The sequence below is a fragment of the Paenibacillus ilasis genome, from assembly GCF_043195395.1.
GTDB classification, from domain to species: Bacteria; Bacillota; Bacilli; order Paenibacillales; family Paenibacillaceae; genus Paenibacillus_AQ; species Paenibacillus_AQ lautus.
On record NZ_JBHDJG010000001.1, the window covers coordinates 2,516,516 to 2,531,336 of the forward strand.

The 14,821-nt window shown below is 51.7% G+C and carries 10 protein-coding genes and 1 pseudogene; 10 read left to right on the forward strand and 1 reads right to left on the reverse strand.

Translation table 11 applies throughout. From position 1 onward, the window contains the following. The first annotated feature begins 103 nt into the window (after positions 1-103). The 8 genes and pseudogenes from ACETK5_RS11605 (at position 104) to ACETK5_RS11640 (ending at position 11,450) form a co-directional block, all read left to right on the forward strand. Positions 104-1,870: pseudogene (locus ACETK5_RS11605) on the forward strand (ABC transporter ATP-binding protein). After that, on the forward strand, positions 1,867-2,397 hold the full coding sequence (locus tag ACETK5_RS11610) for a DUF1854 domain-containing protein (protein WP_394055741.1): 531 nt from the start codon (positions 1,867-1,869) through the stop codon (positions 2,395-2,397). The pseudogene ACETK5_RS11605 and the gene ACETK5_RS11610 overlap by 4 nt, the downstream one beginning before the upstream one ends. Before the next feature lie 23 nt (positions 2,398-2,420). Beyond that, positions 2,421-4,634 (forward strand): ABC transporter ATP-binding protein, encoded by a 2,214-nt coding sequence (locus tag ACETK5_RS11615; protein ID WP_394055743.1) that lies wholly within the window; start codon positions 2,421-2,423, stop codon positions 4,632-4,634. Between the two features lie 379 nt (positions 4,635-5,013). After that, positions 5,014-5,238, forward strand: a complete 225-nt coding sequence (locus tag ACETK5_RS11620) for a hypothetical protein (RefSeq protein ID WP_394055745.1) — start codon at positions 5,014-5,016, stop codon at positions 5,236-5,238. A gap of 141 nt (positions 5,239-5,379) precedes the next feature. Next, complete coding sequence (locus ACETK5_RS11625; protein ID WP_394057408.1) at positions 5,380-5,748, forward strand: carbohydrate ABC transporter permease; 369 nt, start codon at positions 5,380-5,382, stop codon at positions 5,746-5,748. After that, the gene (locus ACETK5_RS11630; protein WP_394055747.1) at positions 5,745-7,613 is read left to right on the forward strand and encodes a beta-L-arabinofuranosidase domain-containing protein; all 1,869 of its coding nucleotides are present in this window, start codon (positions 5,745-5,747) and stop codon (positions 7,611-7,613) included. The genes ACETK5_RS11625 and ACETK5_RS11630 overlap by 4 nt, the downstream gene beginning before the upstream one ends. Before the next feature lie 195 nt (positions 7,614-7,808). Then, a complete protein-coding gene (locus ACETK5_RS11635; protein WP_394055749.1) occupies positions 7,809-9,707 on the forward strand; it encodes a family 43 glycosylhydrolase in 1,899 nt (632 codons plus the stop codon). A gap of 351 nt (positions 9,708-10,058) precedes the next feature. After that, complete coding sequence (locus ACETK5_RS11640) at positions 10,059-11,450, forward strand: ABC transporter substrate-binding protein (RefSeq protein ID WP_394055751.1); 1,392 nt, start codon at positions 10,059-10,061, stop codon at positions 11,448-11,450. Positions 11,451-11,545: 95 nt separating this feature from the next. Here the strand turns inward: ACETK5_RS11640 and ACETK5_RS11645 are convergent, their stop codons facing one another. Continuing rightward, the gene (locus ACETK5_RS11645; protein WP_394055753.1) at positions 11,546-12,328 is read right to left on the reverse strand and encodes a helix-turn-helix domain-containing protein; all 783 of its coding nucleotides are present in this window, start codon (positions 12,326-12,328) and stop codon (positions 11,546-11,548) included. 133 nt (positions 12,329-12,461) lie between these two features. On the opposite strand from ACETK5_RS11645, the gene ACETK5_RS11650 reads away from it, so the two are divergent. Beyond that, entirely contained in the window at positions 12,462-13,286 is an 825-nt protein-coding gene (locus ACETK5_RS11650) for a sugar phosphate isomerase/epimerase family protein (RefSeq protein ID WP_394055754.1), read from the forward strand. An 85-nt stretch (positions 13,287-13,371) separates the two neighbouring features. Next, positions 13,372-14,640 carry a glucuronoarabinoxylan endo-1,4-beta-xylanase XynC gene (xynC, locus tag ACETK5_RS11655; protein ID WP_394057410.1) on the forward strand — a complete coding sequence of 423 codons (1,269 nt, stop codon included), beginning with the start codon at positions 13,372-13,374 and terminating at the stop codon, positions 14,638-14,640. Positions 14,641-14,821 lie beyond the last annotated feature (181 nt).

Below are 14,821 nucleotides of genomic sequence, written 5' to 3' on the forward strand. Positions count from 1 at the left end.
GTTGTATGAGCACTTTGACCATGGGGAGGAATCGGTTGAGGCTTCCTGCCCGACATGCGGATTGATGTACCCTGAAGAAGGCAGGCCATTTTGCCCGAAATGCATGAAGAGGCATGCCGTCTTCGCACGTTTGCTGTCGTTTGCGGGCAAGTATAAGCTGTCCATCTTTTTTATCGTGTTGTTTATGCTGCTCAATTCGGCGACCGGTCTCGTCATTCCTTATTTTCAAGGCACGGTGCTCTTTGATCAGGCGGTTGCCGGAAGTGGCGCTTTTGCGGGGAAGATCGGTCTTGTCATTGTGATCATTCTCGCATTCCGAACGCTATCGCTGTTATTCGGGGTCTTGTTCGGCACCATTATCGCAAAACTGGCGGCAAAGGTCGCATTCGATTTGAAATCGGCCGTATTTACCGCGTTGCAACGGTTGTCGCTCGATTTTTTCATGCGTAGGCAGACCGGTCATCTCATGACCCGAGTGAATAACGACGCACAGGAACTGCAATATTTCTTCGTAGACGGGCTTTCTTATTTCATAGTAAATGCGTTGAACATCATCGGCATCACCGCCGTGCTTCTTTGGATGGATTGGCGGCTTACGCTGATTTGCCTGCTGCCGATGCCACTGGTCCTCTGGCTTGTCCGGAGCGCGTTTCCGAAGCTGTGGCGCTTGTCCTGGCGAAGGCACCGCAGGGTGAGCGCCCTGAATTCAATCATCAGCGATTCGGTTCGCGGCTCGCGGGTCGTCAAGGCATTCGGTAAAGAAAAGGTGGAGATCCGCCGCTTTCAGCGGGCGAACGATGCATTCTCCGGGGCCGAACAGCGTTTCAACAAATTGAGCGGAACCGTGTTCCCGGTGCTCAATTTCCTGACGCAGGCGGGCGGGATCTTGATCTGGGCGTTCGGCGGTTGGTACGTGATGCAAGGCCGGATGTCGTTCGGCGCCGTGCTGACGTTCGTCAACTATATGATGATGCTGTACGGGCCGATTCAGTTCATGAACAATATCGTCGGCTGGTGGTCCAATTGCATGGCGGCGGCGCAGCGTATCTTCGAGATCCAGGATGCCGTGCCGGATGTAGCCGAGCGTCCTGGCGCCGTTCATTTGCCGGCGATGAAAGGCGATATCGTGGTCGATAACGTTTCGTTCGGCTATGAGCCGAACAAACCGATTTTGAAGCAGGTGTCCTTTTACGCGAGATCGGGGCAGATGATCGGCGTTGTCGGCCATTCGGGTGCGGGGAAATCGACGCTTGTCAATCTGGTGTCGCGATTGTACGACGTAACCGAGGGGGAAATCCGGATCGACGGCGTCAATGTCAAGGATCTTTCGACAGCTTCACTGCGGCGTCATATCGGGATCGTATCCCAGGATGTCTATGTGTTCTCGGGCAGCATCGCCGAAAATATCGCGTACGCCGATCCCGATTGCCAGGCTTAGGACATTCTGCATGCGGCCAAAATCGCGAATGCGCACGATTTCATCGAAAAGCTGCCGGACGGCTATGATACCCAGGTCGGATCGGGCGGTTACAGCTTGTCCGGCGGGGAGAAGCAGAGGCTTTCGATCGCCAGGGCCGTGCTGCACAACCCAAAGGTGCTCATTCTAGACGAGGCGACCGCCTCGCTCGATACGGAGACGGAGCTGCAAATTCAGCAGGCGCTTGATTCGCTTGTCAAAGGACGGACGACGATCGCGATCGCCCACCGGCTGTCCACGTTAAGGCAAGCCGATTTTTTGGTTGTGATGGATAAAGGCGTCATCGTCGAAGCGGGAACACACGACGAGCTGATGGCGATGGAGGGGGTCTATAGGGAACTGGTCCGCAAACATGACGAAGCGCTCAGAATGAAGGGGGAGATCATCGCATGACGACGATGGACGAACATCGGGGGACAGAGCTGGCGGATGCGGCGGGCATCCGATATTTGACCCCGGGCAATACGGATTTCACGAAGACGAACGGACGTATGCTATCGGTCTGTACCGGGGGCGAAGTGCATTCGCCGGTTTACGTGCATTGTTCCTTTCCGCATACGAACCAGCGCTCATTCTTGTCGATTCGTACGGCGGATAACAAGGAGATCGGCATGATCCGCCATCTTGACGATTTTCCCCAAGGCACGGCCTCCCTGATTGAAAGGCAGATGATAATCCGCTATTTTACGCCGGAAATAACAAAGGTTATTGCCGTAACCGAGGAGTTCGGCTATTCCTATTGGGAAGTTGCAACGACTGCCGGACTGTGCCGGTTTACGGTGCGAAACGGCAGCGGCAACGTCAAGTTCGCCGCGGAGAACCGCCTGCTGATTATCGACGTCGACGGAAACCGATTCGTCATCCCGCAGGTGGACCGTCTGAGCGACAAGGAATACCGAATGGTCGAAATGAGATTGTAAACGGCGGTAACGGAGGAAAATCGATGAATTTGAATTTCACGCTTTCAGAGCAGGATCTAGCGGCGGTACGGCAAGTCGTCGGAGCGGAGATCGCTTATTGCGTCCCGGCCGACCTGTCGCTGGAAGGGCGGCGGGTGGAAGGCTATCTTGCGATCGGCGGTGGCAGTTGGGCCTATGTGCAAGACGGCCAGGTGCGAGACGAGGGAAACATCGCGGACGCCAGCGATTATAAGCTGGTGCCGTTCGTTGGCAATGCAGTGCTCGAAGCCACGGAGAACGAGACGAAGCGAATCGTCGTCCGGGTGACGATGCAGCATGCGGCCAGGTACGGCTATATCGCCCAAATCTTGAATGACATGGCTGCCGCTCGCCCCATCCGTATTTATCATGATGAAGCGGATCCGGTTTGTGCAGCTTGCGGACGATCGCTCGTCCCGGGTACGCGGGTGTGTCCCCGATGCATGAGCAGAACAGCCGCTTTCAAACGACTGCTTCTCGTGTCGAGAAGGCACTGGCGAGGCTTAATGTTTGGGCTTGGCGTTCTGATCGTCGCTTCGGGACTGGCGATGGCTGGACCCTATTTCCAGAAGTTACTCGTCAACGCTGCGCTGCTACCCCCCGCCGGGCAAGAAGCGAACGTTAGGGTGTTCTTCCTTGCCCTCGCCGGGATGCTGTTCGCCCTGGCCTTCGGCGAGCTGCTCGGCATCGCCAAAAACCGGATCATGGCCAGCGTCAGTACGGGCATTGCGGCCGATTTGCGCAAAACGGTATTCGATCGGATTCAGAACATGTCGCTCGGATTTTTGACGTCCCAGCGAGCAGGAGACCTGATGAACAGGGTGACGGCCGATACGGATCGCATCCGTCATTTGATTCAGGAGATGTGCACAACGGCCATCTACCAACTGATCATCCTGGTTGCGTCAGCGGCTCTGCTCTTTACCGCCGATTGGCGGCTAGCGCTGGTCGTGCTCCTTCCCGCTCCGTTCGTTGCTTATCTGCACTACCAAATTTGGAGACACGTGCTGCACAAGCTGTTTCACAAGCAGTGGCGAATCTCCGATAAGGCGAGCTCATTTCTTCACGACGTTCTAAGCGGCATTCGGGTCGTGAAGGCGTTCGGCCAGGAAGAGCGGGAAATCCGCAGATTCCGGAAATACAACGGCGAATTTGCCGCAGCCGCGATCAAGAGCGAGCAATTGTACAGCGTTTTATCGCCGATCTCGAATTATTTGATTCAGATCGGCCAATATCTCGTCCTCATGATCGGCTGCTACATGATTATCGGCCGGGAAATGAACGTTGGCGAACTGATTCAGTTCAGCGCTTACGCCGCAATGATATTCGGGCCGATCTCCTGGTTGATGTTCATGCCGCGCTGGATCGCGAATGCCGTCATATCAATGCATCGTGTATTCTCGGTGATCGACGAGCAGCCGGAAGTCATCGATGCAAAGAACGCGGTGGGCCACCGGATTCGGGGCTCGATCGAGTTCCGCGACGTTTTTTTCGGTTACCGATCGTATGAGCCTGTTCTGAAGGAAATCAACCTCACCGTGAAGCCGGGGGAGATGATCGGACTCGTCGGCCATTCCGGATCGGGCAAATCAACGACGATCAATCTGATTTCCCGTTTTTATGATGTGAACGAAGGGGAGATTCGGATCGACGATATCGATATCCGGATGATCCGGCAGGAAGATTTGCGCTCGCAGATCGGAGTCGTGCTGCAGGAGACGTTCCTGTTCAGCGGGACGATCGCGGAGAATATTCAATACTCGAAGCCGGGCGCGAAGCCGGAAGAGGTTATTGAGGCGGCCAAAATCGCCAACGCGCACGATTTTATCATCAGCTTGCCTGACGGTTACGACACGAGGCTGCAAGAGAACGGGAACAATCTGTCGGGAGGCGAGCGTCAGCGGATCGCCATCGCGAGGGCCGTGCTGAACGATCCGAGAATCCTCATTCTGGACGAGGCGACGGCTTCGCTTGATATCGAGACGGAAGCGGCCATCCAGGAGGCACTGAGACGGGTGACGAAGAATCGCACGACGATCGCTATCGCGCATCGTCTCTCTACGCTGCGAAATGCCGACCGGCTTATCGTCCTTGACAAGGGGCGGATCGCCGAAATCGGCACGCATCGAGAATTGATGAAGAAGCAGGGAATTTACTACAATCTGATCTCCGCCCAGCGCGGCATGTCCCGCAAGAGGGACCCTTCCGTGGTGGTATGACGCCGCCAGATGCTTACTGTGAAATAGACGATATGGAAAACACAAAGATGGATCTTTATGAACGTTGGAGAAATTGAGCCAAGTTTCCTATTCTGAGCTGCTGCCCGACATAGTAAAGATTACACTGAACTGTTCATCCGGGTGACCCTAAGTCTGCAAGATAGCCTGGGAAAAAAACACGCTGTCGACCGGAGACAGGCTGAAACGGTTTAAGGGAGGGCTGAGAGGATAACGGGCTGATCGAATCTATTTTCAATTCGGCCGATATTTACTTATTACCTCCAGCCAGCCGGGAGTGGATGGATGATTATGAGAAAGTGGTGCCGGGTCATCGCACATTTTTCATTTGTTTGCGTTTTATCCGTGCGAAGGTATTAACGTGAATTCCACGCCCGAGCTGATTGCAGCGGCTCGAACGACTTGGATCGCAGGCTGGCTAACGGCGTCGGACATACCGCTGGAGCCGAGCGTGGTTCATCAACTTCTGGGTACAACCCTTAGATGCCGACAAAGCTTACGAATACGTAAGAGCGATGCTCCACCACTCCTCGCTGGTTTGATCCGTCTGCTGTCCGTTTTGCGTAACAGCTGGAGCGATGGGTAAGTTAGAGGGCTGCTGTCACGCTTATCCCGACTTTTCTCGGCAAATGGTGGTCGAATCCAACAGTTATTTGCCTTTGATTTTGCCAGCCTGGTTCGGTGGCGGAGCGTTTAACATTATATTAATAAGGCAGTTCATAGAACGATCCCTAAATCACTTGACGAAGCAGCTCTTGTTGACGGAGAAGGTTATTTTTACATTTTCACGCATGTTATTTTTCCTTTATCCAAATCGGCCGTCATTGTGGTTGCGCTGTTTCAGTTTCTGAGTGTGTCGAACGATTTTTTGGGCCCGCTTGTTTACATCAACAAGGAATCTAAGTTCACGCTGGCGCTTGGCCTGCAGCAATTTATTGGCTATTACACAGCTCAATGGGAGTTGTTGATGGCGGCGGCCACGATGGTTCTCGTTCCGCCTATTATGCTGTTTATGTCAGGACAAAAGTACTTTATTAAAGGCATTGCGGTATCCGGGCTGAAAGATTCCGACATATCGAAAGGAGGAACTCAATGAAAGCATTGAGAGGCAAACAGGTCATTTTGAAAGAGCAAGAACTGATTCGCAGGGAACGAGCGAACAGAAGCTATCTGATGAAGCTGGACAGCGGTCATCTGTTGTTTAATTATCATTTGGAGGCCGGAAGATTTCATGGAAGAACGATTCCCGAAGGTGCGCACGGCGGTTGGGAAACGCCGGTCTGCCAATTGCGCGGCCATTTTCTTGGTCATTGGTTGTCTGGTGCGGCGTTGCATTATGAAAAAAGCGGCGACATCGAATTAAAGGCCAAACTGGATGCTATTGTGCATGAATTGCATGAATGCCAACGCGATAACGGCGGTCAGTGGGTCGGTCCGATTCCCGAAAAATATCTGCACTGGATTGCAAGCGGAAAAAGCATCTGGGCGCCCCAATACAATTTGCACAAAATATTAATGGGGTTGGTCGATGCCTGGCAATATGCCGGTAATCGGCAGGCCCTGGATATCGTGGATCGGTTCGCGGACTGGTTTGTCGAATGGAGCGGCACATTCACAAGAGAGCAATTCGACGATATTCTCGATGTGGAGACAGGCGGAATGCTTGAGGTTTGGGCCGATCTGTTGCACATAACCGGAGCGGACAAATATCGTGTGCTGTTAGACCGGTATTATCGCAGTCGGCTGTTTCAACCCTTGCTGGAGGGCAAGGATCCGCTTACGAATATGCATGCTAACACTACGATACCGGAAGTGCTCGGCTGTGCGAGAGCTTATGAGGTTACCGGAGACGACAGGTGGCTGTCCATCGTCCAAGCGTATTGGAATTGCGCTGTAACGGAAAGGGGAAGCCTTGCGACAGGCGGTCAAACCGCTGGAGAGGTCTGGATGCCGAAGATGAAGATGAAGGCCCGCCTAGGTGACAAAAATCAGGAGCATTGTACTGTCTATAACATGATCCGACTAGCAGATTTCTTATTTCGTCAATCTGGCGACCCTACCTACGCGCAATATATCGAGTACAATCTATACAATGGCATTATGGCGCAATCCTATTATCAGGAATATGGTTTGACTGGTAGTCAGCATAACTATCCTAGAACCGGCCTGCTGACCTATTTCCTCCCCATGAAGGCCGGTCTGCGCAAGGAGTGGAGCACGGAAACCGACAGCTTCTTCTGCTGCCACGGCACGATGGTTCAGGCGAATGCGGCCTGGAACATGGGAATTTATTATCAGGACGGGGATATCGTCTATATCAGTCAATATTTCGATTCCGAGTTGGACGCAAGTATCGCTGGAACCCTCATACGTATCGTACAGACGCAGGACAAAATGAGCGGTAGCCTCCTATCCTCGTCTAACACGGCCGGGTACCAAGCTATTAATGATACAGCGTCGATAAATGAAAATATACCTACTTTTCGCAAATACGACTTCATCGTATCTGCTGCCGCACCGACAACGTTCACGCTCCGCTTCCGCATACCTGAGTGGATCATGGCGGGAGCATCCGTGTACGTCAATGACGTTCTGCAGGGGACGACTCTGGACAGCGAGAACTTCTATGACATTCACAGAGAATGGAAGGAAGGCGATACCGTCTCGATTATGCTGCCAATCGGCATTCGGTTTGTTCCGCTACCGGACGACGAACGAACAGGTGCCTTCCGATACGGGCCAGAAGTGTTGGCAGGCTTGTGCGAATCAGAACAGCAGCTCTATATGAGGGATGAGAATATTGCGTCCGCTATCGAGAACGAAAATGAACGTGAATGGGGGAGTTGGCGGTATTTCTTCAAGACAGTCAACCAGGAACCTGCCATCACGTTCAAACGAATTCGGGATATCGGGTACGAACCTTATCAAATTTACTTCAAAGTAACGCGTACAAAATTATAGTGAAGAGAGAAAAATAAAATATTCTGTGTGTCCAGCCGATCAACATCCATTCCTGCGATAGATCTAGGCTGATGACTAGTACGATCAAACAGGCGGATACTGAGATCGGTAAAATTGCCATTTCCGTAATGGAGATTTGAGAGATGTAAGCTGTCGGAGTCTCATATAACGTTCATGTTCGGCGGGACGATCGGAGTGAATATTCATTACTCGAAGCCGACTGCAAAGCTGGAAGAGATTATTCTTGAAAAGCCTTATCCGTTAGGAGGGAAGGAGCAGCGTATGGAAAATGAAATTCTCAGCGTTCTCTGCTATACGAGAGAACCGCTTGAACCGGAAATCTATTCCCCGAAGCTTGCATATAGCATGCATCTCGCTTACACCGAAGACGGGATGAGTTATCGGGAGCTTAATCACAACTCGGGGGTGCTGTTCGCTAAAGCCGCCGAGCTCTCAAACGCCACGCTGTCCGCCAAGAGTTTGAAGAATCCGTACCTGTTCCACATGGCTGACGGAAACTTTGGCGTACTGGCCATTCGGACGGAAGCGGACGGTTCTCCCGATCAGCAGAGCAAGGGCTCGGTGCTTTTGTTCACTTCCCCGGACTTGCTGCAGTATCGGGAGCTCGGTCTGTTGAACCTAACGAACGGGCTTCATGTACAAGATATCATGTGCGAATATGAACATGCATCCCGAAGGTATATCCTTCGTTGGCGTGAAGAAGACGGAAGGTATTATCAAAGGGAAATGGCGGACGTGACATGCCCGGACGACGCTGCCAAGCCGAAGCCGTGCGAAGCTTTCACGCTAAGCCCGAGACGCGTCGACATTGAAGGAGCAGTGCCCCGCAATGCGATACGTGTATCGCGAGGCGTGGCTCAGAGGCTGATTCATAAGCTTACGGTACCGGTTCATGTGCGCAATGAACTGCCGGAGCGTGTGGCCGTTACGTCCAAAGAACAGTTACAAGCCGTTAAAGTGACGGCGATATACAGTGATGGCACAACCGCGATCAAGCCGATTGAGTGGGATGCGTCCGAGATCGATTGGAGCCGTCCCGGAACTTATCGCATTTCTGGAAGCATTCGGCAGGATCGCTATACGTTTCCGATGGCGACGAACCGTGCCGACCCTTGCATTGCGCAGTGGGACGGAAGGTATTATTTTGTCGCGACCAATGATGCCGACGGCAACCATACGATATCGATCCGGGAGGCGGATTCCATATTCGGTCTGGTCTCGGCAGAAGAAACCAAAATCCTGGATACAGGCATGCATGATCATCTGAAGCGATTTCTGTGGGCGCCTGAACTTCATGGCATCGGCGGCGATCTGTATATTTTTCTTGCCGGCAGCAGCGGCGAATTCAAAGACATTCAATCGCATGTTATGCGGTTAAAGAATGGCGGCAATCCGAGAATGGCTGCGGATTGGGGGACCCCAATCCGGGTCGCCAGGAATGACGGAAGCCCGCTGTTTCAAGCCGGCATAACGCTGGACATGACCGTATTAGAGCGGAAAGGCCGTTTATATGTGCTCTGGGCGCAAAGGGAATTGGTACCGCATGACCTGGGCTCGTGGATCTATATCGCCGAGGCGGATCCGAGGGAACCGTGGAGACTGATATCGGAGCCTGTCCTGCTGTCCAAGCCCGATTACGGCTGGGCGAACAATCAAACGTTCGTGGAGGAAGGGCCCTTTGCACTCATGACAGACCGGAGGATCTTCGTGACGATATCCGGTGCTCTGGTCGATGCCACGTATTGCGTCGGCATGCTCAGCGTCAATTCTGACGCTGATTTGCTTGACCCGAACCAATGGACGAAGCGAAATTACCCACTGCTAACCTCCAGAAGCGTGCCGGGCGAATACGGGCCAGGACACAATTCTTATGTGAAGGACGAGGAAGGAACGATCTGGAGCGTATATCACGCTCGTCCAGGCATCGGCCAACCCCGCTGCTCGGGTCTCCGTCGCGTGCATTTCGACGTTGACGGTGAACCAATGCTGGGCTTGACGGAAGAGAAGGACCTGAATCCAGCGCTTGCGTCCGTATACCTGGATGTGCAGGTGGAAGCATTGGTGGAAGGATGACGGAACAACAACTTTTCTGGGTTTGTGCGAATTGTTGAACATGAAGAACAAAAGAAGCGCCGTGTTCCCGTGTGCGGGTACGCAGCGCTTCTTTTGCGTTTTGACGACGTGACCCGAGGTTAATCCTTTGCCAATGATGAATTTAGATTGGGCACACCGTCTAGCCGACGCTCATGCGCTTTCCACTTTCCGGCCCTTTGCGTTGCCCAGAGCATCAACACTTTTAGTAATTACAAATCATGTTTAGTTTCTCTCTGGTCCGTTAACGCAAGCAGTTATATGATCTTGGTAGCTACAAAATGTAAGCGCTGCAACATGAATGCAGCCATGACCAAGGGAGGGGAATAACGCATGTGGATGCGAAAGATCAGCCTGCTGTTCTGCAGTCTGATTCTGGTGTTCATGATGGCATGCAGCAGCGGTTCGGGCGGTGATCTGAAGTCGAGCGAACCCGGCATAGCGAATGAGGCCGTCAACGAGCCTGCAGTGAAAGACGAGGAACCGGCAGACCAACCAAGTGGCCAGGAAGACATAACCGGTACGCCGGAAATGGATTTTGATATGGGCGGCAGCACCATCAAATGGGTGTCCTGGTATGACGAGTCCATTCAGGAAGACAACCCTGACAACATTAATCGGAAACGAAATTTGGAAGAGTTAATGGAAAAGCATAATTTTAAAATGGAATACGTAACCGTGGATTTCGGCGAGTATCAGGACAAGGTGACAGCTTCGCTGGTAGCGGGCGAACCGATCGGCGATATCATCCGGGTTGCAAGGCCATGGATGATTCCGACGCTGGTCAATCAAGGTTTGTTCGCGCCAGTGGATGAATACGCCAAGAATGAGAAGGTATTCATCCAGCAGTATACGAACGAGTACTCCCAATACGAAGGAAGGGGCTACGGGTTCAGGACGGGGATCAACGGCGCGTCATCCGGCATTTTCTATAACCGCACGTTAATGAATCAATTGGGCATGAAGCCGTTGCAGGAATACGTGAACGAAGACAAATGGAATTGGGATACGTTCATTCAAGTCGCGAAAGAAGCGAACAAAGATTCAAATAACGACGGCAAGTTGGATATTTGGGGTCTTGCAACCGCTTCCCTGCTGGTTCCTGCAATGGCTTCGAACGAAGCGAATCTGGTCATTCTCGATAAGCAAGGCATTGATGATCCTAAAACCTTGGAAGTGCTGAACTTCTTGTCGCGCCTTGCAACCGAGGCGGTCGGGAGACCAACGGAAGGGGGAGACTGGACCGAGCCGGGCCAATTTTTCCGCCAAGGCAACACATTGATGTTTGCAGGCAGCGATTATGAAATGGAAAACTTCAAGAAGGACATGCCGGATTACGATATCGGCTTTCTCCCATTCCCGAAAGGGCCAAGCGCAGCAAGTTATCATTCACATAATACGATCCCAAACTACTTGACGATTCCAAGCGCGGTGGAGCATCCCGAACGTCTGGTCTACATTTATGAGAAAATCAACGATATCGACTCGATCTACGACTATCCGAAACAATCTACGCTGGAGACTTTATTCAGCAACGAGGACGATATTGAAAATGCCAAGATGGCCGGTGAGAGCATTAAAGTGATCGATACCGACAGCGGATATCCATCGATGCCTTATTACGAGTTTATAGGGGAAATCATGGAAGGCATCCCGGTTTCGACGGTCGTCGAGAAATATAAAGGACCGTTCCAGTCAGCGATTGATGCGGTTTGGAAAAAGTGAGCAGGGATCGTCAAGCATAACAGCTGCCCTCGCATCCTCTTTCGATTAGGAGGGCGGCTTCAGGAAAAGCCATTCGTGTTGGAAAGCGATTTCGATTAATGCCTCTTAATGGCAGAGGGAGGATAGCCTTTCGATTCCTTGAACACTTTGCTGAAATAGGAAAGGTCATAAAAACCGCAGCATTCCGCGGCTTCCGTAACAGTACAATTGCCGGTCGCCAGCATGATTTCAGCATTATTTACGCGAACGCGCTGCAGGTATTCCTTGTAGGTCGAACCGGTGTTCAGCTTGAATAGTTTTCCAAGGTAGACGGGGTGGAGATTGAGCTGCTCGGCAAAATCGTTTAACGTCAAGTCTTCCGCATAGTGCTCTTCGATGAATGCTGTCAGTTTCTTGATCCGCGGATCCATCTGCATCGTCGTTTGGCGATGCATGCAGCGGAGCAGCCGATGGAGAATGAGTTCGAACAATGCGCGCGCATGGATCATATAAAACGGTTGTTTATTCATCCACACGAGGTTGAACTCACGGATGTAGGCAAGAATCTCCTTGGTGATCAATTTCTTTGTGACCACGCCAAACGGAAGCCGGATATAATTATGCGGATCGGCCCAGAAAAAATTGAACGGATACGCATGCATGGGCGACTCCTTACATGTATGGGCTTCTCGTACGCTTCCTCCGGGAACGTATACCAGGTCGCCTGCTTCGACTGCAAATTTTTTGCCGTCAATGTAGTAGTTTGCCCGGCCCTCAACAACGAACGTCAAATCATGAAATCCGATTCGGGACTTCTGAATTTTCCAATCCGGATAACATTTACGGTCTACGAACAGAAAGATATTCGGTACGAGATGAGGGTGATATTCAAGCTCCATGCGAAAATCGCCTCCTTTTAAAAAAATTGTAACGTCCTAATGAACTTTTACAACCTGTGATTGGATTGTAATTTTACCATGGAATCGCCGCTTGCTATTATCGAAATTTTCAGCTAAGAAAGGGAATGGTCGAATGATCACGTTAACCGGGTTTGCGGATGAGATCTCCCAGGATTTGGAGGAACAGCTGGATGTCCTTGAATCCGAAAGCATCCGTTATCTTGAGCTTCGAGGCGTATGGGGGAAAAACGTGCTGCAGTTAACGGAAGAAGAGTTGTCTGGCATAAAAGAACGATTATCGCAGCGGGGGGTCGGAGTCTCCTCAATCGGATCGCCGATCGGGAAAATCCAAATCACCGACGACTTTGAATCTCATCTCGAACATGCCAAGCATGCCGTTCGTTTGGCTAAGTATTTCCAGGCGCCTTATGTCCGCGTGTTTTCCTTTTACATTCCCGACGGAGACCACGAGAAGTATCGGCTAGAGGTAATACGGCGCATGCTTCGGCTCGCTCAGTTGGCAGAGCAGGAAGGCATTGTACTGCTTCATGAGAACGAAAGCCATATTTACGGAGACACCGGCGAGCGATGCTTGGAGTTGCTTCAATCAGTTTCGTCCCCCCATTTGCGGGCGGCATTCGATCCGGCGAATTTCGTGCAGTGCGGCGTGAAACCCGTAGGCGAGGCCTACCCATTGGTCGGCGACTATACGGCGTATATCCATGTCAAAGACGCCATGATGGGGAAGGGGATGGTCGTGCCCGCAGGCGATGGAGACGGCGAGCTACGTCTGCTCCTTCAAGAGCTTAGCCGCAGGCGGTATTCCGGCTTTCTGTCTTTGGAGCCGCATCTGCGGGCCGCTGGAAGGTTCGAGGGATTCACCAATCCCCAACTATTCGTCGAGGCTTCCAAAGCGATAAAGCGATTGCTAACTGAGGAAGGGATGGAGTGGAATTGAAAGGTCGGATATGAATTCAACCGAGTGCATCCTGACACGAATCCAAAAAAAAAATTTTGGGAGGAGCAGTCTCATGAATCGTTTCTTGATTTCACGTTATAAGAAAGCCATAAGTGCATGTTTGGCCCTTGTCCTTGCGTTGTCTCTCATGGCGGCACCTGGCGATGTTGCCGCAGCCAGCGACGCCGTTGTGAATGTATCGTCGGAGAAACAAGTGATACGCGGTTTCGGAGGCATCAACCACCCGGCATGGATCGGAGATTTGACGGCAGCACAGAGAGAAACCGCATTCGGAAACGGAAACAACCAGTTAGGATTCTCGATATTAAGAATCTACGTGCACGAAGACCGAAATCAGTGGTACCGTGAACTGGATACGGCCAAACGAGCGATTGCCCTTGGAGCTATCGTATTCGCTTCGCCATGGAATCCGCCCGCCGACATGGTCGAGACCTTCAACCGCAACGGCGATACGTCGGCAAAGCGACTTCGTTACGACAAGTATGCCGCTTATGCCCAGCATCTTAACGATTTCGTAACCTACATGAGAAACAATGGCGTGAATCTCTACGCGATTTCCGTCCAGAACGAGCCCGATTATGCGCATGACTGGACGTGGTGGACGCCGCAGGAAATGCTTCGCTTTATGAAAGAAAATGCCGGATCGATCAACAGCAGAGTGATCGCACCGGAATCATTCCAATATCTGAAAAATATGTCGGACCCGATTCTAAATGATCCCCAGGCGCTTGCCAATATGGATATTCTTGGCGCTCATCTATACGGTACCCAAGTTAGTAATTTCGCGTATCCACTATTCAAACAAAAAGGAGCGGGAAAAGACCTCTGGATGACCGAGGTGTACTACCCGAACAGCGAAAACAACTCGGCAGATCGCTGGCCCGAAGCCCTGGATGTGTCCTACCATATCCACAACGCGATGGTAGAGGGAGATTTTCAAGCTTACGTATGGTGGTATATCCGCAGATCCTACGGTCCGATGAAAGAGGACGGCACGATCAGCAAACGCGGCTACAATATGGCTCATTTCTCCAAATTTGTCCGTCCCGGCTATATCAGGGTGGATGCTTCGAAAAATCCAGAAACGAACGTTTACGTATCAGCCTATAAAGGCGACAACAAAATCGTTATCGTTGCCATAAACCGGAACAACTCCGGGGTCAATCAAAACTTTGTCCTTCAGAATGGATCCGTTTCGCAGGTATCCCGATGGATCACGAGCAGCAGCAGCAATCTCCAGCCAGGAACGTCTCTCAATGTAACAGGGAGCAATTTCTGGGCTCATCTTCCCGCGCAAAGCGTTACGACTTTTGTGGGTGTACTCGGACGGTAACACATCGTTTACGGTACTGTTAACAAAGCGTATGATAAGGGCTGTCTTCAAGTCACAAGGGTGACTTGGAAGGGCAGCTCTTTGTTCTGGGCTGGTAATCAGTAAGGAAATCCACGAAGTGCCGACACACAGCTCGCAGTGGTTCCTGCCAAACCCCTTAATGTTTATATTAGCTCTGATT

Coding starts and splice junctions, on each gene's coding strand:
- ACETK5_RS11610 (WP_394055741.1), top strand. CDS start 1,867: ATGACGACGATGGACGAACATCGGGGGACAGAGCTGGCGGATGCGGCG.
- ACETK5_RS11615 (WP_394055743.1), top strand. CDS start 2,421: ATGAATTTGAATTTCACGCTTTCAGAGCAGGATCTAGCGGCGGTACGG.
- ACETK5_RS11630 (WP_394055747.1), top strand. CDS start 5,745: ATGAAAGCATTGAGAGGCAAACAGGTCATTTTGAAAGAGCAAGAACTG.
- ACETK5_RS11640 (WP_394055751.1), top strand. CDS start 10,059: ATGTGGATGCGAAAGATCAGCCTGCTGTTCTGCAGTCTGATTCTGGTG.
- ACETK5_RS11645 (WP_394055753.1), bottom strand. CDS start 12,328: ATGGAGCTTGAATATCACCCTCATCTCGTACCGAATATCTTTCTGTTC.
- ACETK5_RS11650 (WP_394055754.1), top strand. CDS start 12,462: ATGATCACGTTAACCGGGTTTGCGGATGAGATCTCCCAGGATTTGGAG.